The sequence below is a fragment of the Sphingobium chlorophenolicum genome, assembly GCF_000722875.1.
In the GTDB taxonomy this organism is placed as follows: domain Bacteria; phylum Pseudomonadota; class Alphaproteobacteria; order Sphingomonadales; family Sphingomonadaceae; genus Sphingobium; species Sphingobium chlorophenolicum.
This window is the reverse complement of record NZ_JFHR01000021.1, coordinates 30340-52932: the sequence shown is the minus strand read 5'-3', so window position 1 is coordinate 52932 and position 22593 is coordinate 30340. Positions and strand designations below refer to the sequence as shown.

Genomic DNA, 22593 nt, shown 5'->3' with positions numbered 1-22593 from the left:
GAGCCTCCCTCAATAATGGATCGCGCCCCGCGTGCCGCCGCCGGCCGCGATGGCGTCGCCGTTGATCGCGACGCTGCGGGGCGAGGCGAGGAAGGTCACGACCGCCGCCACTTCCTCCGCCTCTATGATCCGTCCGACCAGCGCATGGCCGAACAGCGCCTTTTCCGCCTGGGCTTCGGAAATGCCCTCCGCCGTCGCCTTGCGCGTGACCGCTTCGGCCGTTTTTTCCGTGCGGGTCGCGCCGGGGTGAACGACGGTGACGTTGACGCCCTTCGGACCCAGTTCGTCCGCCAGATTCTTGGTGAGCGCGGCCACAGCGACATTGCGGGCGGACCCTGGGATGGAAAAGGCGCCACGCGCCGCCAGCCCGCTGATGTTGATGATCCTGCCCCAGCCGTTCGCGACCAGATGGGGCGCCGCGGCCCGCGCAACCCGCAAATAGCCGACCAGCTTGGTGTCCAGTTCTTCGAGCAGATAGGCCGATTCCACGCCCGCCACGCCCGGCACGGCGGGCGGCGCGCCGGGGCGGGCGGCATTGTTGACGACGATGTCCAGCCCGCCCAGCAGGGCGACGGCGTCGGCGATCAGCGCGTCGACCCGCGCATCGTCCCGCGTGTCGGCGGCCAGGGCATGGATTTCGCCGCCGGTCTTCCGCGCCAGTTCGTTCGCCGTGGCGCGTCCGGCGTCCAGATCGCGGGAGGCGATGACGACGCGCACGCCCTCCTCCGCCAGCGCCCGCGCTATCGCCTTGCCGATGCCCCGGCTGCCGCCAGTGACGATCGCGCGCTTCCCCGACAGTTGCAGATCCATGTTCCACCTTCCCGCTTTTCCAAGAAAGCCGTCAGCTTTAGACGGGCATGGGCCTGATCGGTTATGATGAGTTTCAATGAATGGATGATCTGTTGTCATGACGGTGCCGGACCACCCGTCGGCTGAGGGCGCGATTGACTGTAACAGATGTTTGGTATAGTCGCTGCGACCTGCTTTGAGGGAGTTTCCGATGTTCAGCTATGTTCCGCCGATCGATGATTACCGCTTCCTGCTGACCCAGGTGCTCGGCTTCGACGGGGCAATGGCGGAGATGGGCAAGGATGTCGATGCGGATCTCGCCACGGCGGTGCTGGAGGAAGCGGGTCGGATGTGCGCGGAACGGCTGCACCCGATCAACCGCCATGGCGACGAGGAGGGCAGCCGCCTGATCGACGGCGAAGTGCATACGCCGGAGGGTTTTGCGGACGCCTGGCGCGATTTCGTGGCGGCTGGCTGGCCGTCGCTGGCGGCGGCCCCGGAATATGGCGGGCAGGGCCTGCCCTTCATCCTTCAGCTCTGGCTGGATGAGATGCTGGCAGCGTCCAACATGTCCTTCGGCCTGTTCCCCGGCCTGACGCGGGGCGCGTGCGAGGCGATCGCGGCCCATGCCGACGATTCCCTGAAGGCCACTTATCTTTCGCGCATGGTGAGCGGTGAATGGACCGGCGCCATGGCGCTGACCGAAAGTGGCGCGGGCACCGACCTGGCCCCGCTGAAGGCCAAGGCAGTGCCGGACGCCGATGGCGGCTATGCGGTGACGGGGCAGAAGATCTTCATTTCCTCCGGCGACCATGATTTCGGCGGCAATATCATCCATCTGGTGCTGGCGCGCCTGCCCGACGCCCCTGCGGGCGTGAAGGGGATCAGCCTGTTCCTGGTACCCAAATATCTGCCCGACGCGAACGGCAACTTCACGGTCCGCAATGCCATGTCGGTCGGCGCGCTGGAAAAGAAGATGGGCATTCACGCCCAGCCGACCTGCGTGATGAACTATGACGGTGCGACCGGCTGGCTGGTGGGCGAACCGCATCGGGGCCTGGCCGCCATGTTCACGATGATGAACGCCGAACGGCTGATGGTTGGCATCCAGGGACTGGGCATCGCGGGCGCGGCATATCAGCAGGCGGCGAGCTATGCCAAGGAACGGCTCCAGGGACGCAGCGCGGACGGAACGAGGGAGCCGGTGGCGATCATCGAACATGCCGATGTGCGGCGCATGCTCCTCAACATCCGCGCTTTCGTGGAAGGCGCGCGCGCGCTTGGCGGCTGGACGGCGTTGCAGCTCGACCGGGCGCATCACCATGAAGACGCCGGGGAGCGGGCCAAGGCCGACGGTCTGGTCGCGCTGCTGACGCCTGTGGTGAAGGCGGCCTTCACCGATTACGGCTTCGAAAGCGCGGTGCAGGCGCAGCAGGTGTTCGGCGGGCATGGCTACATCCGCGAATGGGGCATGGAACAATATGTCCGCGATGCGCGCATCGCCCAGATCTATGAGGGCACCAACGGCGTGCAGGCGATGGACCTGGTCGGGCGCAAGCTGCCCATGGCGGGCGGCGCGGTGGTCGAGGGTTTCTTCGCGCTGGTCGCGGACGATCTGGAGGCGGCCGGGACCATTGGGATCGCGGCAAGCACCCGTGAAGCGCTGGCCCTGCTGCGCGAGGTTACGGCTTCGTTGCGCGGCGCAGGCGTGGAGGCCGCGGGTGCCGCGGCGGCGGATTATCTGCGCCTGTTCGCGCTGGTCTCCATGGGCTGGATGTGGACGCGCATGGCCGCCGCGGAAGGGGACACGCCGCTGCATGACGCCAAGCGCGCCGTCGCCGACTTTTTCGCCCAGCGGATGTTGCCGCAGGTCCGGGGACTGGCGGGCAGCATCGCGGCGGGCGAGGCGACGATCATGGCGCTGGCCGCCGACGCCTTCTGAATATCTGGATATCCATGGACTGGAGCAGCATATGACGGACGTATTTCTGGTATCGGCGGCGCGTACCGCCATCGGTAGTTTCGGCGGGTCGCTGAAGGATCAAAAGCCTGGCGAACTCGCCGCCCATGTCGCGAAGGCCGCGATCGAGCGGGCGGGCGTGGAGGCGAGCCGGATCGGCAATGTCGTGCTGGGCAATGTGATCCATTGCGAGCCGCGTGACGCCTATGCGGCACGCATCGCCGCCATCGGCGCGGGCGTGCCGCAGGAAAGCCCCGCGCATACCGTGAACCGGCTTTGCGGGTCCGGCCTGCAGGCGATCATCACCGCCGCCCAGTCGATCATGCTGGGCGATTGCGAAGTCGCGCTGGGCGCTGGCGTGGAGATTATGAGCCGCGCTCCCTATGTCCTGCCGAACAATCGCTGGGGCCAGAAGATGGGCGACGGGTCCGTGCTGGACGGGCTGGTCGGCGCGCTGACCGATCCCTTCCATAGCTATCATATGGGCGTCACGGGGGAGAATGTCGCAGCGCGCTACGGCATTTCACGCGAGGATCAGGACGCGCTCGCCTTCGAAAGCCAGAAGCGGGCGGCCTATGCCATCGCGCAGGGCTATTTCAAGGATCAGATCGTGCCGGTCGAGGTGCTGGTCCGGCGCAAGCCCGTGCCCTTCGACACGGACGAGGACGTGCGTACGGAAGCGAAGGCGGAGGATTTCGCCAAGCTGAAGCCCGTCTTCCAGAAGGACGGCACGGTGACGGCGGGCAATGCGTCGGGCATCAATGACGGCGCGGGCGCGGTGGTGCTGGCCAGCGAGGCGGCGGTGAAGGCGCAGGGCCTGAAGCCGCTGGCGCGGCTGGTCGCCTATGGCCATGCGGGCGTCGATCCCGCTTATATGGGCATCGGCCCGGTTCCCGCCACGCGCCAGGCGCTGGAGCGGGCGGGGCTGAGCGTCGGCGATCTGGACATCATCGAGGCCAACGAAGCCTTCGCGGCGCAGGCCTGCGCCGTGACGCGGCAACTGGAACTGGACCCGGCGAAGGTCAATCCTAACGGCAGCGGCATTTCGCTGGGCCATCCGGTCGGCGGGACGGGCGCGATCATCACGACCAAGCTGGTCCATGAACTGCACCGCACCGGCGGCCGCCTGGGCCTGACGACGATGTGCATCGGCGGCGGCCAGGGTATCGCGGCGATCTGGGAACGGGTGTGATCGACCGCTGATTGGGCGGGCATGGCGGTTCCGGCCGCCATGCCTGCTTTTTATTTTATGCCTGGGCCGTTTCGACCGGCGTGAAGACCGGCATGGGGAAGCCCATCTTGCTCGGTTCGAAGCCGAGGCGGACCTGTTGGCCGATGGCGATCCGATCCGGATCGACGCCGACTATCTTGGTCATGATCGTCGGCCCTTCCTGCAGCGTCACATAGGCGTGCACGATCACCGGATTCAGCACGCGGGTGATGGCGAAGCTGTAGATTTCTCCCTCGCCCGACGTGGCGAGGAATTCCGTGTCCGCCGATTGGCAGAAGGGGCAGAAGGCGCGGGGATAATAATGATTCTCCCCGCAGCTTCGGCAATGCTTGATTAGCAGTTCGCCACGTGTCGCCGCGACCGCCCATTCGGCATTTTCGGGATTGGAAAAGGGCGATACCAGTTCGCTCATCACTGCCTCTCAAGAATAAGCGTTGCGCTGCCGTGGCGGACGCCCAGCGACCCGCCGGTGCCATGCGCCAGGGCCAGGTCGCAGCCGGGAACCTGCACTGCCGGATGCGCTTCGCCACGCAACTGGCGCACCGCCTCGATGATCTTCGTGATTCCGCCGCGATTGGCGGGATGGTTGTTGCACAGGCCGCCGCCGTCGGTGTTGATCGGCAGCCGTCCCACGCCGGAGATGAGGTTGCCGTCCGACACGAAGGCGCCGCCGCGGCCCTTCTCGCAAAAGCCCAGATCCTCCAGATGCATCAGCACGGTGATGGTGAAGCTGTCGTAGATCGACGCATATTTGATGTCGGAACGCGCCACGCCCGCTTCCTCGAACGCCGCATTGCCGGATGCCACACCGGCGGAGGTGAGGATGTCGAACCGGCCGCCGTTCAGCCCCTTGACCGACTCGCCGCCGCCCCGGACGGCGACCAGCGGGCGTTTCAGGTTGCGCGCGATTTCCGGCGCCGCCACGATCACCGCGCCGCCGCCGTCACTCACGACGCAGCAGTCCAGCCGGTGCAGCGGGTCGGCCACCATCGGGGAGTTGACGACATCCTCCACCGTCACGACCTGCCGCAGCATGGCGTGGGGGTTGTGCTGGGCATGGTGGGACGCGGCAACCTTGATCCAGGCCAGTTGCTCGCTGGTCGTGCCATGTTCGTGCATGTGCCGCGCCGCGACCATCGCATAGCCCGACACCGGCAGCAGATCGTAGGGAAATTCGCTCGGCACCTCAGGGATGTTGGGATTGTTGAGGAAGGCGAGGTCCACCTCGATCGGCACCTTCGCGGCGCGAGGGCGACCTGCCATGGCGATCAGCGCGACGGAACATTTGCCCGCCGCGATGGCCTGCGCCGCGTGGGAGACATGCGCGATATAGGACGATCCGCCAATGTCGGTGCCGTCCAGGTGGCGGATGTTGAGGCCCAGATATTCGGGGATGGTGAACGCGCCGAAACCTGGCGCGTCGCCCGAATAGAAATAGCCGTCGATCATGTCCGCCGTGATGCCCGCATCGGCCATCGCGCCCAGCGCGACCTCCGCATGCAATTGGGCGAGCGAAATGCCGTCGGCCTTGCGCGTGGGATGTTCGAACGCGCCCACAATATATGCTTTGTCCCGGATCGTCACAGGATCACCTTCTGCTTCAGCTTATGCCGCCGGTTCGTCGAAGAACAGGCCGATGGTTTCGACCGCCAGCACCGGCCGTTCCTGGCCCACGATGGTGAAGAGATTGTCGATGCTGACCTTCACCCCGCCGTCGATCCGTTCCGCACCGCTGATCGTCTGCGTCAACTGGACCTGCGATCCGACGGGGACGGGCGCGATCAGCCGCAGCTTGTTCGCGCCGTAATTGATCGCCCGGCCCACGCCCTCGACCCGGTAGATGGCGTTTTGCAGTCCCGCCAGCAGCGAGAGGGTGAGATAGCCATGGGCAATGGTCTTCCCACCCGGCATCTCGCGGCTGGCGCGGTCGACGTCGACGTGAATCCACTGATGGTCGCCGGTCGCCTCGGCGAACTGGTCGATCATCTTCTGGGTGATCGTCACCGGATCGCTGGGGCCGAGTATTTCCCCGACCATTTCCAGAAATTGGCCGGGTGTCGTTATCGTCCGCGTCATCGCTTGCTCCATCGCCATTACAGGCGGCCTATCGCCCGCAGGCGCGCTTCGGTTTCGCCCAGCGGTCCGGGCTGCACGGGTTTCGCGCCGTCCAGCGCAAGGATCGCGTCGGCGGAGTCCGCCAGCATGTCGGCGGTGACGGGTTCCAGCGGATCATATTGCCGCCCCGGACCGTCGAAATAGGCGATGCGCGAGTAGAAACCGGCTATCGTCGCCAGGATCACGCCGCTGTCGACGAACTGCTCGCTGCTGAGCCACGCCACGGCGGGTGCGACCAGTTCGGGCTTCAGATATTGGGCGATGTCGCCGGTCGGGATATTTTCCGTCATGCGCGTCAGGGCGGCGGGGGAGATCGCGTTCACCAGCACATTATGCTTCTTCCCCTCCAGCGCGAGGCAATTCAACATGCCGACCAGGGCCAGCTTCGCCGCGCCGTAGTTGGACTGGCCGAAATTGCCGTTATGCCCGCCGGCCGAAGTGGTCATCACCACCCGCCCGTAATTTTGCGCGATAAGGTGCGGCCAGGCGGCGTGCGTCACGTTGAACGCGCCGAACAGGTGGACGTTGATGACGTCCCAAAATTCCTGCGGCGTCATCTTGATGAAGGACCGGTCGCGCAGGATGCCCGCATTGTTGATGACGATGTCGACCTTGCCGAAGGCGTCCAGCGCGGTCGCCACGATCCGCTTGCCGCCCTCCGGATCGGTGACGCTGTCATAATTGGCGACGGCCTCTCCGCCCGCCGCCGCGATTTCCGCGACGACGCTGTCGGCGGCGGCGGTACTGGCGCCCTGTCCGTTCACGGTTCCGCCCAGATCGTTCACGACGATCTTCGCGCCCAGCTTGCTGAGCAGCAGCGCATATTCGCGGCCAAGGCCAGCCCCCGACCCGGTGATGACGGCCACGCGGCCTTTAAGATCGACAGTCATGATTGGTCCTTCGATAAAGTCAGATGAGGCCATGATCGGGCACGGAAGCCATGCGCAGCAGATTTTGCGTGATCCCGCCAAATTGCCGTTCGATCACCATGGCGCGCTTGAAGAGATGGCCGATGGGCAGTTCGTTGGTCATGCCCATGCCGCCATGAAGCTGCACGGCGGCCTGGCTGACCATCCGGCATGACTTGGCGATCGTAACCTTCGCGGCGGAAATCGCGGCGACACGCTGCGCACGCGGGGAGCCGAGAGCCTCCGCCGCCATGAAGGCGACGGCGGTCGCTATTTCGACCGACACCCGCATGTCCGCGATGCGATGCTGCAACGCCTGGAATTCGCTGAGCGGGCGGCCGAACTGCTGCCGTTCCAGCATGTAGCGCACGGTCTGCCGCAGCATCGCGCCCAGAACGCCGACGGCTTCGCCGCAGAGGGCGGCGGTCATCTCGTCCGTCGCCAGATCGACTTGCGCGTCCGCATCTTGCAGGAGAAGCGCGTCCCGGCCGACGGAAACGCCATCCAGCCGGATTTCCGAAGCGCGTTTCCCGTCGATGGTGACGAAGTCGCGCCGCGCAACATTTTCCGCGCCCGTGTCGACCAGGAACAGCGCCAGACCATGGCCGGACAGGTGGGGGCTGGACAGGCGGGCGCCGACGATCAGGTGGCTGCTCCATGGCGCGCCGACAACCACGGCTTTGTCGCCATGCAGGTGATAGCCGTCCGCTGTTTCCTCCGCATGAGCGCGGATGGCGTCGGCGCGGCCGAACGCTTCCGGCTCATCCAGCGCCACCGCGACCACGGCGTCGCCCGACAGGATCGCGCCGATCAGATCGGCGGCAAGGGGGGAGGAGGATTGCTGCAACAGGCCCGCCGCGAAAATCGCCGTCTCCGCGAACGGTTCGACCACCAGCGCTTCGCCCAACGCCTCCATCACCGCCAGCCGGTCATAGGCATCGCCGCCGATGCCGCCCGCCTCTTCGCCGATGGACAGGCCGAGCAGTCCCAGTTCCACGGCGAAACGCCGCCAGATGTCCGGCGACCAGCCCGCGTCCGACGCGATGATCTCTCCGCGCTTTTCCCAGCCATATTCATGGGCCAGGAAAGCCCTGACGGCGTCCTGCAACGCGCTCTGGTCCTCGTTGAAGATATGGCTCATGACGATGCGTGCTCCGGCCGGGTCACTGCTGACGAATTCATCGGTAGAGCGCCTCCGTGGCCTTGTAGATGATGTTGCGCTGGACCTCGCTCGTGCCGCCGAGGATGGTCAGGGCGCGGCCATAGAGATGGTTGGTGACGGCTTCCGGTCCGCCAACTGGTCCCACCAGCCTTTCCGGATCGGCCTCGCCCAGCTTTTCGGTCTGGCTCGCCTGGACATAGGGGCCCAGCGTATCGATGCCCAGTTCGAAGATGCGCTGCTGCAATTCGCTCGACCGCAGCTTGATCATGGACGCGAAGGTCGGGTCTTCCGACCCGTTTTCGGCCAGGGCGACGCGGCGCGCGTTCAGCGCGTCGATCGCGAGCAGTTCGGCCTCCAGCTCCAGCAGGTCGCGCTTCATATAGGGGGCCAGGTCCGGGGCGGCGGCCTCCACGCGGCGCACATGTTTGCGCAGATTCTGGAGGTGGATCATCAGCGTGCCGATTTCGCCGATATTGTCCCGCTCATGCTTCAGCAGGAATTTGGCGTAGTTCCAGCCCGCATTCTCCTCCCCGATCCGGTTTTCGACCGGCACGCGCACGTCGGTGAAGAAAACCTCGTTCAGATGATGCAGATTGTCGATGGAGATGATCGGCCGGACCTCTATGCCCGGCGTCTTCATGTCGATCAGCAGGAAGGTGATGCCCGCCTGCGGCTTTCCTTCATTCGATGTACGGACAAGGCAGAACATCCATTCGGCCACATGGGCGAACGTCGTCCAGATCTTCTGGCCGTTGATCACATAGTCGTCGCCGTCCCGCACGGCGCGGGTGCGCAGCGCGCTGAGGTCCGATCCCGCGCCCGGTTCGGAATATCCCTGACACCACAGCCGCTCCCCGGAGACGATGGAGGGCAGATGCGCGTTCTTCTGCGCCTGCGTGCCAAAGGTGTAGATGACCGGGCCGATCATGTTCATCTGGGGGCTGAGCATCGGCGCCCGCGCCAGGCTCAATTCCTGGTCGAAGATGTGGCGTTGCCGCACCGTCCAGCCGGTGCCGCCATATTCGACCGGCCAGCCGGGCACCGACCAGCCCTTGCGGCCCAGAATCTGGTGCCATTCCTGCTGGTCGGCCACATTCTTCATCAATAAGGTGCGGGGCGCGGCGCGCAGCCGTTCGGGCAGCGCCTCGTCCAGGAAGTCGCGAACTTCGGCCCGGAAACGGGCATCTTCCGCTGTGTCGTCATGCGCCATGTTGGAGGCAGAATCCTTGGTTATCGTCCCTGTCGCGCCCAAACTAGCGAGTGGGGCGCCCTGTGTCGAAGCCGGACGGTAGGGCAGGCCGGTCGATCCGGCGGTCCCCGGCGACAGGGACGCCGGGCTTATGAGGATGCGGGCCGCGCTCGAAAAAGCGTCAGTCCCGCCCGCCGGGGACATCGGGACGCCGCGCTTTTTCGCATAAGCTGTCGGGACATAGCCCCATCGACGCTTGGGGCGGAACCGCCAATTATAGGGAACTCAACGTGGATCAGCCCCCCAAATTGCAGCCAGCGCGGCAGGAACCTGGACTGACGCCGGTGATGCTGAACCATGCCGCATGGGTGACCCATGATGTGGAGGCGACCGCCAATTTCTACACCGGCATCATGGGCATGGAACTGGCCAGCACGGTCTATGACGACAGCGTGCCGTCGACCGGCGATCCCTTTCCCTATTTCCACATTTTCTTCCGGATGCAGGACGGTTCGACCATCGCCTTCTTCGAAGCGCCCGGTCTGCCGCCGCGTCCCGAAACCACTCATCCTGCCTATGAGATATTCGATCATATCGCGCTTCAGGCGAAAAACGCGGCGGAGGTCGACCAATGGTATGAGTGGCTGGTGTCGAACGGCATCGACGTGGTCGGCCCCACCGATCACAAGGGGCTGATCTACAGCATCTATTTCCACGATCCGAACGGGATGCGGCTGGAAATCACCACGCCGCTGGACGCCGATTGGAACCGCCATTCGGAACAGGGCTATGCCGACCTGAAAATGTGGTGCGACTGCAAGAAGCAGGCGCAGGCGGAGAACCGGAATGTCGAGACCGCCCTGGTTGAACTGATCAAGCGGCAGCGCGAGCGATACGCCTGAATCCATTGCTGAAATGCGCCCCGGACCGGCATCGCCGTTCAGAGCGGCGCTGAAGGACGCGAAAGACATGCGACCGACCTTCGATCTTTCCTTCGAATGGCTGCACATCGCCTATGACGAGGCGAGCAGCTTCGTGGAAACATATGGCTTTTCCGGCAACCAGGGCGCGGTCAATGTGGAAGGCATATTGATCCGACCGGTGGGCCGCCCGTCCCGCACGCTGCATGTGTTCATGCATCCGGCATCGACGCTGCAACTGTTGCCCGTCCCGAACGCGGCGGCGCGGCTGGGCGCGCATGTGTTGTGCGCCGCCAGCCGCTATGCGCGCAACGACACGGCGGCGGTGCTGGAGAAGATACTGCTCGATCTGGGCGCGTTCATCCATCATGCCAAGACCCGGCTGGGCTATGAGAAGGTCGTGCTGGTGGGCTGGTCCGGCGGTGGGTCGCTGGCGCTCTTCTACCAGTCGCAGGCGGAAAATCCGACGATCACGCACACGCCTGCGGGCGACCCGGTCAACCTGCCGGGCGCGGGCCTTATCCCCGCCGACGCCGTGATATTCCAGGCCGCGCACATATCGCGGGCGCAACTGCTGCTCGACATCATCGACCCTTCGGTTCGCGACGAGGGCAATCCGGACGACCGGGATCCGGCGCTGGACATCTACGATCCGCAAAATTCCAACCAACCGCCCTACAGCGCCGATTTCCTGGCCGAATATCGCGCCGCGCAACTGGGGCGGATGCGGAAGATCACCGGACGGGTGAAGGACACGCTGGAAATGCTGAAGATGCGCGGCACGGCGGAGGTGGAGCGCGGCTTTGTCACCCATCGCACGCTGGCCGATCCGCGCTTTCTGGACGGAAGCATCGATCCCAATGGCCGCCGCGTCGGCTGGTGCTATCTGGGCAATCCGCTCACCGCCAATACCGGGCCGGTTGGGCTGGCGCGCTTTTCGACCTTGCGGGCCTGGCTTTCGCAATGGTCGGTGGACGACACCAACGCGGACGGCATCCGGTGCGCCCAAACCCTGCGCGCGCCGCTGCTGGTCATAGAGAATGGCGCGGACGACGCCGTGCCCCAACCCCATGCCCGCCTGATCTTCGAAGCCGCCGGATCGCCTGACAAGAGTTTCGAACTGATCGAGGGCGCTACTCATTATTATGCCGGTCAGCCCGACCATCTCGAAACGGCGACGAACCTGATCCATGGCTGGCTGGCGGATCGCAAACTGGTCGAGACATGAATATCTTCCACCTCCTCGACGGCGCGGCCACGCGCCATCCCGACCGGCCCGCCATTTTTCGCGGCGATGCCCTGGTGGCGAGCCATGCCCGGCTGAGGGCGGATGCGCTGGCCCTGGCGGCGGCCTTCAGCAGCCATGGCGTGCAGGGCGACCGCATCGTCGTGGCCGCGAAAAACTGCCCGGAATATATCGCGATCCTGTTCGGCGCCTGGGCGGCGGGCATGATGGTCACGCCCCTCAACGCGAAGCTGCATCCGCGTGAAATGGCGATGATCATCGAGGATGCTGAACCGGTGCTGATCCTGGCGGGCGCCGATCTGGCGGGGCCGCTGTCCGACGCGCTGCCGGGAGGCAGTCCGGTCGTGGAGATTGGTGGCGAAACCTATGCGGCGATGCTGGCGCATACGCCGCTCGCAGGGCCGGCGGCGACCCAACCGGATGACCTTGCCTGGCTCTTCTACACCAGCGGGACGACCGGGCGATCGAAGGGCGCGATGCTCAGCCACCGCAACCTGCTGGCCATGACCATCGCGCACCTTGCGGATTTCGAGGCGCTGTCGCCGCGGGACAGCATCATCCACGCCGCGCCCATGTCCCATGGCAGCGGCCTGTATATCCTGCCCTATGTCGCCAGGGCGGCGGCCCAGATCATTCCGGCGTCGGACGGGTTCGACCCGGACGAATTTCTGGACCTTTGCGATTTTCATCTTTCCTGCGGGGCCTTTCTGGCGCCGACCATGGTCCAGCGCCTGCGGCTCGCGGGCGAAAGGCGCGGCGGAAGCTCGCTCGGCCTGCGGTCGATCGTCTATGGCGGCGGCCCCATGTATCTGAGCGAGATCAAGAGTTCGCTCGCCTTCTTCGGGCCGGTGTTCCGCCAGCTTTACGGCCAGGGCGAAAGCCCGATGACCATCACCGGCCTGTGCGCGGCGGATTATGAGGGCGCGTCCGATGAAACGCTCGCCTCGGTCGGATGGCCCCGGTCGGGGATGCAGGTGCGGGTGGTGGACAAGCGGGGCGACGAACTGCCGGTGGGCGAGGTCGGCGAAATCGTCTGTCGCGGAGACATCGTCATGTCCGGCTATTGGCGCGATACGCCCGCCACCCGCAAGGCGCTGCGCGGTGGATGGCTTTACACCGGGGACATGGGCAGCTTCGACCGGTCCGGCTGCCTGACGCTGCGCGACCGTTCGAAGGAGGTGATCATTTCGGGCGGCACCAACATCTATCCCCGCGAGGTGGAGGAGGTGCTGATCGCGCATCCAGCGGTCGAGGAAGTGGCCGTCTGCGGCGAACCAGATGAGGAATGGGGCGAATCCATTGTCGCCTTCATCGCGTTGAAACCGGGGGCGGAGGCGACCACCGCCGAACTCGACAGCCTGTGCATCTCGCGGATCGCGCGGTTCAAGCGGCCCAAGCGCTATGTCTTCCTGCCGACACTGCCCAAGAGCAGCTATGGGAAAATATTGAAGCGCGAACTCAAGCTGCTTGCGGAGGCCACGGCCATTTCCCAGGAAAGCTAGTCCGCGACATCGATAAAAAGCGGCCGGCACGAAGACCGGCCGGATCAGGAGGAGGCAAGCATGCTTGAACAGAAGGCCGGGATCATCTCCGGCGCCGCTTCGGGGATAGGAGAGGCCGCCGCCCGCCTCTTCGCCAGTCATGGGGCGCGGGTTCTGCTATGCGACATTTCCGGGGACGGGGCGGAAGCGGTGGCCAGCGCCATCCGCGCAGAAGGCGGGACCGCCCATGCCCTAAAGGCCGACGTGGCGCGGGAGGAGGATTGCCGCCTGATGGTGGCCGAAGCGGTCCGGCATTTCGGCCGCCTGGATTGGGCGTTCAACAATGCCGGGGCAGGGGCGGGAACGGCGCTGCTGCATGAAATTCCGAACGACAGATGGCATGACTGCATGGCGATCAACGTCACGGGCGTCTTCTGGGCGATGAAATATCAGATCGAACGGTTTCTGGCCCAGGGCGGCGGGGGTTCCATCGTTAACACGGCATCGGCGCAGGGCCTGATCGGCCGATCCAACGGCGCGGCCTATGTGGCGAGCAAGCATGCCGTGGTCGGCCTGAGCAAGGCCGCGGCGCTCGACTATGCGCGGGAGGGGATTCGCGTGAACGCGCTTTGCCCCGGCCTTACCATGTCGGCCATGGCGAAGCGCTTCGTCGAGCGATTGGACGATCCGGACATGCCGCTTCAGCGCACGCCGGTGCGATCCTGGGCGGACCCCAGGGAAATAGCGGAGGGCGCCTTGTGGCTCTGTTCGCCGCTGTCTTCGCGGGTCACGGGCGTCGCGCTGCCGGTGGATGGGGGCATGACCGCCGGTTGAAATCGGGGGAAGGCAAAAACCAATCTGTTCAATGGATTGCGAGTTTTCGGCTTTGTTGTCGGCATGTCCCAATCGGTGGGGACTGTCCGGCGGGACGGAACGACTTAATCCAATATGGTGAAATGGGATTATCAAAGGGAATAATCGGGGAGGACCGCATGTCTAAAAGTATATTTTTTTCCTGCGTCGCGTTGTCGGCGCTGACGGTTCCGGCCGCGGGCCTGGCGCAGACTGCAACGCAGCCCGCCACGGAGCAGGCGAGCGCGGACAATAGTTTCGGCGATATCGTCGTCACGGCCAGCAAGCGTGCCGAATCCATCAATTCGGTGCCGATGTCGATCACGGCGGCCAGTGGCGACCAGTTGATCCGGCAGGGCGTCACCGGTCCGGCCGATCTTGCGAAGATCGTGCCCGGTTTCTCCTTCGTGCCCACGCCCAACGGCACCACTGTCTTCTCGCTGCGCGGTGTCGGCTTCAACGATCCCAGCATCGGCGCGCGGCCGACGGTTTCCGTCTATGTTGACGAAGCGCCGCTGCCCTTCACCGTCATGACGGTCGGCGCGCAGCTCGATGTCGAGCGCGTGGAAGTGCTGAAGGGGCCGCAGGGCACGCTGTTCGGATCGAACGCCACGGGCGGTGCGGTCAACTATGTCGCGGCCAAGCCGACCGACGAATTTCATGCCGGTTTCGACGCCAGCTATGGCCGTTTCAACACCGTTGACCTGCAGGGCTATCTCTCGGGTCCGATCACCGACACGCTGGGTGTTCGCGTGTCCGGCCGCATACAGCGCAGCGACGACTGGCAGAAAAGCTATACGCGCCATGACACCAATGGCGCCCAGAATGTCCGCTATGGCCGCATCCTGCTCGACTGGAAGCCGACGGACAAGCTGACGGCGACGCTGAACGTCAACGGCTTCAAGGACCGTTCCGAAACGGCGGCGCAGCAATTGACCGCCATCCGCCTGCTGGCGCCCACGCAGGTGTCGAAAGTGCCATGGCTGGGGGTCTACCCGCTTTCCCCGGAAAATGCCCGCGCCGCCGACTGGAATCCGGGCGTCGACTATCGCCGCGATAACCACATGTATCAGATCGTCGGCCGCCTCGACTATGAATTGTCGGACGCCTTCACCCTGACGTCGCTGACCGCATGGTCAGACTATCATCAGCGGCAGAATGTCGATTCCGACGGCCTATCCTATTCCACCTGGAACATCAGCAATCGCGGCAGCGCCAGTTCCTTCTCCCAGGAACTGCGCCTGAGCGGCGACTTCGGTTCCGCCAAGTTCATCCTGGGCGGCAATTATTCGCGGGACAAGACGTTCGAGGAAGCAACGACCGACAACACCCAGGCGACATCTGCCTATACGCTCGGCGCGTTCGGCGTTCAGGGCCTTACCGGCGTGCGCACCGCGCAGAAGTTCAAGAATTACGCGGTGTTCGGTAATGTCGACTTCGATCTGACGTCGAATGTCACGCTTCATGCCGGAGCGCGCTACACCAAGTCCGACCTCGACTATACAGCCTGCGTGCGCGCCATTGGATCGTCTATCCCGGCCTTCATGAACTATTTCAACAGCAGCCGCGCAACTCTCAACCTCCCGCCGCTGACATTGGCTGATTTCCAGAATGAATGCGTGACGGTGGACGCCAATTTCCGTCCGGGGGCATTCACCTCCTCCTTGAACGAGGACAATGTCTCCTGGCGCTTTGGCCTGGATTACAAGATCTCGGCCGACACGCTGCTCTATGCGAACATCAGCCGGGGCTTCAAGGGCGGCAGCGCGCCGACCGGTTCGCCGCTGCTGCTCTCCGCCCTGAAGGCGATCACGCAGGAACAGGTGACCGCCTATGAAGCTGGCTTCAAGGCCAGCTTCATCGACCGCGCGCTGCAGGTCAACGGCGCCGTCTTCTACTATGACTATCTCGACAAGCAGTTGCGCGGCCGCATCGCGTCGGGCAGCCCGTTCTTCGGGCCGCAGCAGGCGACCGTCAACATTCCCAAATCGAAGGTCACGGGCGCCGAACTGCAAGTCATCGCCCGTCCGGTCGAAGGTCTCAATATCACTGTCGGCGGAACCTATCTCGACTCCAAGGTGCGTGGTTCGTTCCAGAACTACACCATATTGGGCGCGCTGGCCGAATTCGGCGGCGAATCATTCCCCTTCACGCCCAAATGGCAGTTGGTGAGCGACGCGGAATATGAATTCCCGGTCAACAACAACCTCAAGGGCTTTGCCGGTGCGGCCGCCACCTATCGCACGAAGACCTTTGCAGGGTTCGGGGAAGACCCGCTGCTGAAGATCGACGGCTATGCGCTGGTCGACCTGCGCGCAGGCATCGCCGACAGCGACGACAAGTGGCGCCTGACTGCCTTCGTCCAGAATGTCGGCAACAAATATTACTGGTTCAACGTCGACAAGGTTACCGACACGGTTCGCCGCCTGGCGGGCATGCCGCGCACCTACGGCGTTCGCCTGAGCTATCGCTACTAAACTCCCGGCGGACAAAACCGGTGGAGGCGCTGAAATGGTTCGCCGTTTCAGCGCCTTTTTCTTTGGCGATTATGCACTTTACAAACCCACACTGAAACAGTAGGAATGATGGCAAGGAGTTAAGCCGTCATGTCCGTTCTGTCCGCCCCCCATTTCCACGACGAAGCCAAGGCTTTTGAGTATCTGGAAAGCGTGATCTGGGCGGACGGCGTGACCTGCCCGCATTGCGGTGTTGTCGGCGGTCGCGTCTATGACCTGTCGGACGTTCGCGGCTCCAAGAGCGTGAAGAACCCGGAAGGCGCAATCCGCCACGGCCTCAAGAAGTGCGGTGAGTGTCGCAAGCAGTTCACCGTCAAGGTCGGCACTGTGTTTGAGCATGCCCGCATGCCGCTCTACAAGATGCTCCAGGCCGTGCACCTGATCGTGTCGAGCAAGAAGGGCATCAGCGCCCACCAGCTTAGCCGCGTTCTGGAAGTCCAATATAAGAGCGCGTGGTTCCTTGCCCACCGCATCCGCGAAGCAATGCGTTCGGGCGACCTTGCCCCTTTCGGCGGTAACGGCGGCATTGTTGAGGTGGACGAGACTTTCATCGGAAAGTTGAAGGGCGTTGAGAAGAAGCGCGCCTTCCATCACAAGATGAAGGTTCTGGCGCTGGTTGATCGTGAAACCGGCAAGGCCCGCACGATGGTCATTGACGATGTGAAGGCCGAAACCCTGATGCCGATCGTTCTGGATAACGTGGCCCGCGAAACGCGCATCATGACCGACGAGCACAGCGGCTATCGTTCGATGAAGGAGCACTTTATCGGCCACGGCACCACCAGCCACGGCAAGGGCCAGTATGTCGATCTGGCTGACCGCACCATTCACAGCAACACCGTGGAAGGCTACTTCTCGATCTTCAAGCGGGGCATGAAGGGCGTCTATCAGCATTGCGGCGAACAGCATCTTCACCGCTATCTGGCTGAATTTGAGTTCCGCTATAATAACCGAGTTGCCAATGGCGTGAATGACCGCCAGCGCGCGGCGGAAGGTTTGAAGGGCATCGTCGGCAAGCGCCTCACCTACGCAAGGCCTGACCAGTACTGCGCCTAAGGGAACCCACCAGAGCCGGGGAAAGGGTCATCAACGCTGGCACACAAAGCCGCATCGAAAATCTAGGATTCCAAAAGAAAGGCGGCGATGCTATAAGCACCACCGCCAGTTTGGTCCGAATCAAATTTGGCCCACCTCGAAGCCGCCGACCCCGCGAAGGTCAGGCGGCTTCTCTATTTTGCCCGTGCCGCGTCCGTGAGCGTGACGGCGGCTAGAGCAACTCTCCTGTTCATACCACACCTCCCTGCGGATTCGTGCCCCGCGAGTCCGTCATAATGGCCTCGCTCCATCCTCGTCAAGCCAAGAAAGTAACGATGTTGATCGCATCTTGCCGCTGTGATAGAGCAACTGACAGAGAAGTGGAGAACACGCCTGTGAATAACCCAGATAATACGGTGCGAAGCCCATCCTATCCGGTCATGTCTCTTGCTGATGCGATTACTGCTGTGGGGAAGATTGAAGGGCAGTATCGCGCCTCCAAGGTTGATCGCGAGGTTGCAGCGAAGATGATTGGCTACTCCGGCTTAAGTGGACCGGCGAACAAGGCGCTAGCTGCGCTTGCACAATATGGCCTTGTTGAGCGGGCAGGGAAAGGAGAAATGCGAGTAACGCATCGTGCGCGCGCAATCCTTCATCCAGACAGTGATGATGAGAAACGGCGTGAGCTCCGTGCGGCAGGTCTCGAACCACCCCTCTTCAAAGAGATGCAGGAACGCTGGCCCGACATGATTCCGCCAGAAGAAGGAGTGATCTCCTACTTCAACCGTCGCGGATTCAATCCTACCGCGATCCGACCTGCGGCAAAGGCATATCTCCAGACATTACTCTTTCTGGAGGAACAGCGCGCTAGCGAAAGTCATGGCGTGGACGCTAGCGGAGGCGCAGAATCGGCGGTGGATAAGACACAGGAGCCGATTATGGAAACTCAACCCGCGTCAGCCGGAAAGCCGATGTCCCTAGGCGTTGCGGCTATGCCAGCGGTGTTCGCTAATGCGGAGCCGGAATTAAACGCCATCAATATGAACATTCGTGGCAACAAGGTTCACTTGGAAGGGCTTCTTGACTACGATGGTCTGATGGCGCTCGAAACGAAAATTGCGGCATTGAAGATTCTGTTAGGTGCCGCACATGGAGACGATGCAGGTGGAAAATCGCCAAACTAGGGCCGGCATGAGCGAAGAACCAAAGCAGTCGCAACTCGACAAGTTCAAGGAAGCCGCCCGCGAGCTAGAGGCGGACGACGACCCGCAGCACTTTAAGGAGAGGCTTGCAAAGGTCGTGAAGCATAAGCCGGTGGAGAAACCTGAGTGAGAATAACAAAGGGGGCAATCATTGGAGCGGTATTCTTCCCCATCGCCGCTACCCTTCAAGCGACCTCAAATGGCCACGATACAAACTTCATTCAAATAGCGACCCAAGCCCTGCTTGGCGCACTGATTGGGTTCGGCATAGAGAGATTCCTGAAGCGCCGCAAAACCAGGTAATTTCCTTGGGTTTGCAAACTGCATAATCGCCTTTTCTTTGCATGTCGCCGCTTGTCCCTGAACGCCGGGACGGACGCATGCGGCGGCCTGCGGTACGGCCCGATCCGGCAATTTTGAAGGATGTGATCGATTGACGGAGCCAGGCATCTTGAACGCGACATTGCAAGGGCTGCGGGTGTTGGAGATCGGCCATTTCGTGGCCGCGCCCTTCTGCACCCGCTTGCTGGGCGATCTGGGCGCGGATGTCGTCAAGATCGAGCCGCTGGCGGGCGACCCCGTCCGCCAATGGGGCGAGCAGGTCGACGGCCGCTCGCTCTGGTGGTCGATCCACGGCCGCAACAAGCGCAGCCTGGCACTGGACCTGAAGGCGGCAGAGGCAAGGGACATCGTGCTTCGCCTCGTCACCGGGTGCGACGTTCTGGTGGAGAATTTCCGGCCGGGACAGCTTGACCGCATGGGATTGTCGGAAGCGGTGCTGAAGGAAGCCAATCCGAAGCTGATCATCGCCCGCATATCGGGCTATGGGCAGACCGGCCCTTATCGGGACCGCGCCGCATTCGGCGTGATCGGGGAGGCGATCGGCGGATTGCGGCACCTGACCAACCATCCGCCCGGCAGCTATGATCTGCCCCCGGTTCGCGTCGGGGTAAGCATCGGCGATTCGATCGCCGGTCTCTACGCCGCCTTCGGGATCATGGCCGCGCTCTGGCAGCGCGACCGCGCCGAGGGGGACGGGGCGATGCGCACGCTGGACGTGGCGCTCACCGAAAGCGTCTTCAGCATGATGGAGGCGATGCTTCCCGAATATGGGCGGCTGGGCAAGGTCAAGCAGCCGACCGGCGGCGGCATCGCGACCGCAGCGCCGTCCAACGCCTATCCGACGGCGGACGGAGGCTTCATGCTGATCGCCGCGAATTCGGAGCCGTTGTTCGCGCGGCTGGCGGAACTGATCGGGCGGCCCGACATGGTGCAGGATGCGCGCTTTGCGGGAAATGTCGCCCGTGTCGCTCATGCGGCCGAACTGGACGCCTTGATTGCAGGCTGGAGTGGGACCATGTCCACCGCCGAACTGGAGGCAAAGTTGACGGCCGCAGACATTCCTTCCTCCCGCGCCTATACGGCGGCGGACGCGGCGCACGATCCGCAATATCTGGAGCGGGGGATGGTGCGGGAGGTCATGGACCCCGCCCTGGGGCCGATCCTGCATTCGGGCATCGTGCCGCATGTCCCGGAATCCCCCGGCGCGATCCGCTGGACCGGCCCTGACATAGGGGCGCATAGCGACGAGATATTGTCTGCCGCCGGATTCGATGCGGCGGCCATTTCATTGCTTCGCCAAAAAGGAGTCGTCGGATGAGCGGCGCGTTCACCCTTGTCGAAGTGGGCACGCGGGACGGTTTCCAGCCGATCGCGCAGATGATCCCGACGCAGCGGAAGATCGAATTTCTCCATCAGCTTCACGCCGCAGGCACCCGGCGGATCGAGGCGACCGCCTTCGTCAGCGATGCCGCCGTGCCGCAGCTTGCCGACGCGGCGGAGGTGCTGGCGGCGGCGCAGGCTTTGCCGGGACTAGACGCGCAGGTGCTCGTCCCCAACCTCAAACATGCCGAGCGGGCCTGGAAAGCGGGCGCGACCCATTTGGCCTTCGTGCTGTCGGCATCCGAAAAGCACAACCGGAACAATGTGAAACGCTCGCCCGCAGAGTCCGTGCAGGAATATGCGCGGATCGTGGACGCCATGCCGTCCGGGACGAAGATGCGGCTGAACGTCGCCACGGCCTTCGACTGTCCCTTTGACGGGGCGATGCCCCCGCAGGAGACGCTTGCGCTGCTGGGCGATCTGGTGCCGATCAAGCCCGATGCGGAGATTTGCCCGTGCGACACCACCGGGCGGGTGACGCCTGACCGGGTTGCCGCGCTTTTCGGAGAGGCGAAGGCGCGTTTTCCCGATTCCGGCCGGTGGGCCTATCATGGTCATGATACCTATGGGCTGGGGGTCGCCAATGCGCTCGCAGCGTGGAATGCGGGTGTCACGGTGATTGATGCGGCATTCGGGGGGCTGGGTGGCTGTCCCTTCGCGCCCGGCGCCACCGGCAATGTGGCGACGGAGGATGTGATCTGGACCTTCGAGGCGATGGGCGTTTCCACCGGAATCGATCTGGACCTGCTGCTGGAGGCGGCCCGTGCGGCGGCTCTGCTGCCCGGCGGCCTGCCGGGGGGGCGGGTCCGTCAGGCCGTCGACGCGGCTCTGTGTCTGGCGCGGGAGAGCGCAGGCCAATGAACGCCGGACCCCGCACCATCTTCCAGAAGATATGGGACGCCCATGCCGTAGCCTCTGCGGGCGGCGACAACAGTCTTCTCTATATCGACCGCCATCTGGTGAATGAGGTGACGAGTCCGCAGGCGTTCGAGGGTCTTCGCGCCGCCGGGCGGGCAGTGCGCCGTCCGGAAAAGACGATCGCCGTCGCCGACCATAATGTGCCGACCGAGCATCGGGACCGGCCCATTGCCGAGCAGGAAAGCCGAATTCAGGTCGAGACGCTGGAGCGGAATGTCGCGGAATTCGGCATTCCCTATGTCCCCCTGCAAAGCCGGGCGCAGGGCATCGTTCATGTCATCGGGCCGGATCTGGGACTAACGCTGCCGGGCCTGACCATCGTGTGCGGGGACAGCCACACTTCCACGCATGGCGCGTTCGGCGCGTTGGCCTTCGGCATCGGCACGTCGGAGGTGGAGCATGTGCTGGCGACCCAGACGCTGCGGCAAAGCCCGGCGCGCAACATGCTGGTCCGGGTGGAGGGCGCGCTGGCGCCGGGCGTGACCGCAAAGGATTTGATCCTAGCGATCATCGGCAGGATCGGGACGGGCGGCGCGACCGGGCATGTCATCGAATATGCCGGGGCGGCGATAGAGGCGCTCGACATGGCGGGCCGCATGACCGTCTGCAACATGTCGATAGAGGCGGGCGCGCGAGCGGGCCTGATCGCGCCTGATGAGACGACCTTCCGCTATCTGGAAGGGCGGCCGCTGGTTCCCTCCGGCGAGGATTTCGAACGGGCGAAGCGGATATGGCTGGACCTGCAATCCGATCTGGGCGCGCACTATGACCGGGAAGTGGTCATCGACGCCGCGCAGGTCGCGCCGATGGTGACATGGGGCACCAGTCCGGAAGCCGTCACGACCATCGATGGCCGCGTTCCCGACGCCGAAGCCGCGTCCGCGCCCGAAAAGCAGCAGCAGATGCGGCGGATGCTGGATTATATGGGACTGGAACCGGGAACGCCCGTGGCGGGCCTGTCCATCGATGTCGTCTTCATCGGAAGCTGCACGAACAGCCGCATAGAGGATCTGCGCGCCGCCGCCGCCATGGTCCGGGGACGCCGCGTGGCCGACGGGGTCCGCGCCCTCGTCGTGCCCGGTTCGGGCATGGTGAAGGCTGAGGCGGAGGCTGAAGGACTGGATGCCGTCTTCCGGGATGCGGGTTTCGAATGGCGGCAGGCGGGCTGCTCCATGTGTCTGGGGATGAATCCGGACCGGCTGCGGCCGGGCGAGCGATGCGCCTCCACCTCCAACCGCAATTTCGAGGGGCGGCAGGGACCGGGCGGCAGGACGCATCTCATGTCGCCCGCCATGGCCGCGGCCGCCGCCATCGCGGGCTGCATCACCGATATACGGACCTTCTGAG

Annotated in this window: 21 protein-coding genes; 13 read left to right on the top strand and 8 right to left on the bottom strand. The window is 64.0% G+C overall.

The window, feature by feature from the left end; all coding sequences use genetic code 11:
- Positions 1–9: 9 nt before the first annotated feature.
- Entirely contained in the window at positions 10–810 is an 801-nt protein-coding gene (locus tag BV95_RS10640; protein WP_037451167.1) for an SDR family NAD(P)-dependent oxidoreductase, read from the bottom strand.
- A gap of 190 nt (positions 811–1000) precedes the next feature.
- On the opposite strand from BV95_RS10640, the gene BV95_RS10635 reads away from it, so the two are divergent.
- The gene (locus BV95_RS10635) at positions 1001–2731 is read left to right on the top strand and encodes an acyl-CoA dehydrogenase family protein (protein WP_037451163.1); all 1731 of its coding nucleotides are present in this window, start codon (positions 1001–1003) and stop codon (positions 2729–2731) included.
- Between the two features lie 31 nt (positions 2732–2762).
- Positions 2763–3941 (top strand): acetyl-CoA C-acyltransferase family protein, encoded by a 1179-nt coding sequence (locus tag BV95_RS10630; protein ID WP_013849691.1) that lies wholly within the window; start codon positions 2763–2765, stop codon positions 3939–3941.
- 55 nt (positions 3942–3996) lie between these two features.
- Here BV95_RS10630 and BV95_RS10625 read toward each other — a convergent pair whose 3' ends face one another.
- From BV95_RS10625 to BV95_RS10600, 6 genes are read right to left on the bottom strand one after another with little or no spacing between them, the layout of a single operon-like run.
- Positions 3997–4392 carry a Zn-ribbon domain-containing OB-fold protein gene (locus tag BV95_RS10625; RefSeq protein WP_013849690.1) on the bottom strand — a complete coding sequence of 132 codons (396 nt, stop codon included), beginning with the start codon at positions 4390–4392 and terminating at the stop codon, positions 3997–3999.
- Complete coding sequence (locus BV95_RS10620) at positions 4392–5564, bottom strand: thiolase domain-containing protein (RefSeq protein ID WP_037451160.1); 1173 nt, start codon at positions 5562–5564, stop codon at positions 4392–4394. Before BV95_RS10620 ends, BV95_RS10625 begins: the two co-directional genes overlap by 1 nt.
- Before the next feature lie 21 nt (positions 5565–5585).
- Positions 5586–6056, bottom strand: coding sequence for a MaoC family dehydratase (locus BV95_RS10615; RefSeq protein WP_037451273.1), 471 nt, complete (start codon positions 6054–6056; stop codon positions 5586–5588).
- Positions 6057–6073: 17 nt separating this feature from the next.
- Complete coding sequence (locus BV95_RS10610) at positions 6074–6985, bottom strand: SDR family NAD(P)-dependent oxidoreductase (protein ID WP_037451157.1); 912 nt, start codon at positions 6983–6985, stop codon at positions 6074–6076.
- A 19-nt stretch (positions 6986–7004) separates the two neighbouring features.
- Complete coding sequence (locus BV95_RS10605; RefSeq protein WP_037451154.1) at positions 7005–8144, bottom strand: acyl-CoA dehydrogenase family protein; 1140 nt, start codon at positions 8142–8144, stop codon at positions 7005–7007.
- 37 nt (positions 8145–8181) lie between these two features.
- Positions 8182–9375 carry an acyl-CoA dehydrogenase family protein gene (locus BV95_RS10600; RefSeq protein WP_037451153.1) on the bottom strand — a complete coding sequence of 398 codons (1194 nt, stop codon included), beginning with the start codon at positions 9373–9375 and terminating at the stop codon, positions 8182–8184.
- Positions 9376–9644: 269 nt separating this feature from the next.
- Here BV95_RS10600 and BV95_RS10595 point away from each other — a divergent pair, with 269 nt between their 5' ends.
- The 8 genes from BV95_RS10595 to BV95_RS24290 all read left to right on the top strand — a co-directional run bounded on the left by BV95_RS10595 (position 9645) and on the right by BV95_RS24290 (position 18736).
- Entirely contained in the window at positions 9645–10256 is a 612-nt protein-coding gene (locus BV95_RS10595; protein WP_013849684.1) for a VOC family protein, read from the top strand.
- A gap of 67 nt (positions 10257–10323) precedes the next feature.
- Positions 10324–11502 carry an alpha/beta hydrolase gene (locus BV95_RS10590; RefSeq protein ID WP_037451268.1) on the top strand — a complete coding sequence of 393 codons (1179 nt, stop codon included), beginning with the start codon at positions 10324–10326 and terminating at the stop codon, positions 11500–11502.
- The gene (locus BV95_RS10585) at positions 11499–13022 is read left to right on the top strand and encodes an AMP-binding protein (RefSeq protein WP_037451151.1); all 1524 of its coding nucleotides are present in this window, start codon (positions 11499–11501) and stop codon (positions 13020–13022) included. Before BV95_RS10590 ends, BV95_RS10585 begins: the two co-directional genes overlap by 4 nt.
- 60 nt (positions 13023–13082) lie before the next feature.
- The gene (locus BV95_RS10580) at positions 13083–13835 is read left to right on the top strand and encodes an SDR family NAD(P)-dependent oxidoreductase (protein WP_037451150.1); all 753 of its coding nucleotides are present in this window, start codon (positions 13083–13085) and stop codon (positions 13833–13835) included.
- A 158-nt stretch (positions 13836–13993) separates the two neighbouring features.
- The gene (locus BV95_RS10575) at positions 13994–16330 is read left to right on the top strand and encodes a TonB-dependent receptor (protein WP_037451148.1); all 2337 of its coding nucleotides are present in this window, start codon (positions 13994–13996) and stop codon (positions 16328–16330) included.
- A 129-nt stretch (positions 16331–16459) separates the two neighbouring features.
- On the top strand, positions 16460–17425 hold the full coding sequence (locus BV95_RS10570) for an IS1595 family transposase (RefSeq protein ID WP_037451146.1): 966 nt from the start codon (positions 16460–16462) through the stop codon (positions 17423–17425).
- Between the two features lie 314 nt (positions 17426–17739).
- Complete coding sequence (locus BV95_RS10565; RefSeq protein WP_156028634.1) at positions 17740–18588, top strand: hypothetical protein; 849 nt, start codon at positions 17740–17742, stop codon at positions 18586–18588.
- Between the two features lie 7 nt (positions 18589–18595).
- Positions 18596–18736: a hypothetical protein gene (locus BV95_RS24290; RefSeq protein WP_169804680.1), complete on the top strand. Its 141-nt coding sequence runs from the start codon at positions 18596–18598 to the stop codon at positions 18734–18736.
- A gap of 65 nt (positions 18737–18801) precedes the next feature.
- Here the strand turns inward: BV95_RS24290 and BV95_RS23540 are convergent, their stop codons facing one another.
- A complete protein-coding gene (locus BV95_RS23540; protein WP_156028633.1) occupies positions 18802–19056 on the bottom strand; it encodes a hypothetical protein in 255 nt (84 codons plus the stop codon).
- Between the two features lies 1 nt (position 19057).
- On the opposite strand from BV95_RS23540, the gene BV95_RS10560 reads away from it, so the two are divergent.
- Genes BV95_RS10560 through leuC form a run of 3 tightly spaced genes read left to right on the top strand, consistent with a single transcriptional unit; the run spans position 19058 to position 22592 of the window.
- A complete protein-coding gene (locus BV95_RS10560; RefSeq protein ID WP_234703147.1) occupies positions 19058–20266 on the top strand; it encodes a CaiB/BaiF CoA transferase family protein in 1209 nt (402 codons plus the stop codon).
- Complete coding sequence (locus BV95_RS10555) at positions 20263–21189, top strand: hydroxymethylglutaryl-CoA lyase (protein ID WP_037451141.1); 927 nt, start codon at positions 20263–20265, stop codon at positions 21187–21189. Before BV95_RS10560 ends, BV95_RS10555 begins: the two co-directional genes overlap by 4 nt.
- Entirely contained in the window at positions 21186–22592 is a 1407-nt protein-coding gene (leuC, locus tag BV95_RS10550; RefSeq protein WP_037451139.1) for a 3-isopropylmalate dehydratase large subunit, read from the top strand. Before BV95_RS10555 ends, leuC begins: the two co-directional genes overlap by 4 nt.
- Position 22593: the final 1 nt, after the last annotated feature.

What these genes read in the sequence shown, in the direction of transcription:
- BV95_RS10640 (WP_037451167.1), bottom strand. Translation starts at nt 810, where the DNA reads ATGGATCTGCAACTGTCGGGGAAGCGCGCGATCGTCACTGGCGGCAGC.
- BV95_RS10635 (WP_037451163.1), top strand. Translation starts at nt 1,001, where the DNA reads ATGTTCAGCTATGTTCCGCCGATCGATGATTACCGCTTCCTGCTGACC.
- BV95_RS10630 (WP_013849691.1), top strand. Translation starts at nt 2,763, where the DNA reads ATGACGGACGTATTTCTGGTATCGGCGGCGCGTACCGCCATCGGTAGT.
- BV95_RS10625 (WP_013849690.1), bottom strand. Translation starts at nt 4,392, where the DNA reads ATGAGCGAACTGGTATCGCCCTTTTCCAATCCCGAAAATGCCGAATGG.
- BV95_RS10615 (WP_037451273.1), bottom strand. Translation starts at nt 6,056, where the DNA reads ATGACGCGGACGATAACGACACCCGGCCAATTTCTGGAAATGGTCGGG.
- BV95_RS10610 (WP_037451157.1), bottom strand. Translation starts at nt 6,985, where the DNA reads ATGACTGTCGATCTTAAAGGCCGCGTGGCCGTCATCACCGGGTCGGGG.
- BV95_RS10605 (WP_037451154.1), bottom strand. Translation starts at nt 8,144, where the DNA reads ATGAGCCATATCTTCAACGAGGACCAGAGCGCGTTGCAGGACGCCGTC.
- BV95_RS10600 (WP_037451153.1), bottom strand. Translation starts at nt 9,375, where the DNA reads ATGGCGCATGACGACACAGCGGAAGATGCCCGTTTCCGGGCCGAAGTT.
- BV95_RS10590 (WP_037451268.1), top strand. Translation starts at nt 10,324, where the DNA reads ATGCGACCGACCTTCGATCTTTCCTTCGAATGGCTGCACATCGCCTAT.
- BV95_RS10585 (WP_037451151.1), top strand. Translation starts at nt 11,499, where the DNA reads ATGAATATCTTCCACCTCCTCGACGGCGCGGCCACGCGCCATCCCGAC.
- BV95_RS10580 (WP_037451150.1), top strand. Translation starts at nt 13,083, where the DNA reads ATGCTTGAACAGAAGGCCGGGATCATCTCCGGCGCCGCTTCGGGGATA.
- BV95_RS10575 (WP_037451148.1), top strand. Translation starts at nt 13,994, where the DNA reads ATGTCTAAAAGTATATTTTTTTCCTGCGTCGCGTTGTCGGCGCTGACG.
- BV95_RS10570 (WP_037451146.1), top strand. Translation starts at nt 16,460, where the DNA reads ATGTCCGTTCTGTCCGCCCCCCATTTCCACGACGAAGCCAAGGCTTTT.
- BV95_RS10565 (WP_156028634.1), top strand. Translation starts at nt 17,740, where the DNA reads ATGTTGATCGCATCTTGCCGCTGTGATAGAGCAACTGACAGAGAAGTG.
- BV95_RS24290 (WP_169804680.1), top strand. Translation starts at nt 18,596, where the DNA reads ATGAGCGAAGAACCAAAGCAGTCGCAACTCGACAAGTTCAAGGAAGCC.
- BV95_RS23540 (WP_156028633.1), bottom strand. Translation starts at nt 19,056, where the DNA reads ATGCCTGGCTCCGTCAATCGATCACATCCTTCAAAATTGCCGGATCGG.
- BV95_RS10555 (WP_037451141.1), top strand. Translation starts at nt 20,263, where the DNA reads ATGAGCGGCGCGTTCACCCTTGTCGAAGTGGGCACGCGGGACGGTTTC.
- leuC (WP_037451139.1), top strand. Translation starts at nt 21,186, where the DNA reads ATGAACGCCGGACCCCGCACCATCTTCCAGAAGATATGGGACGCCCAT.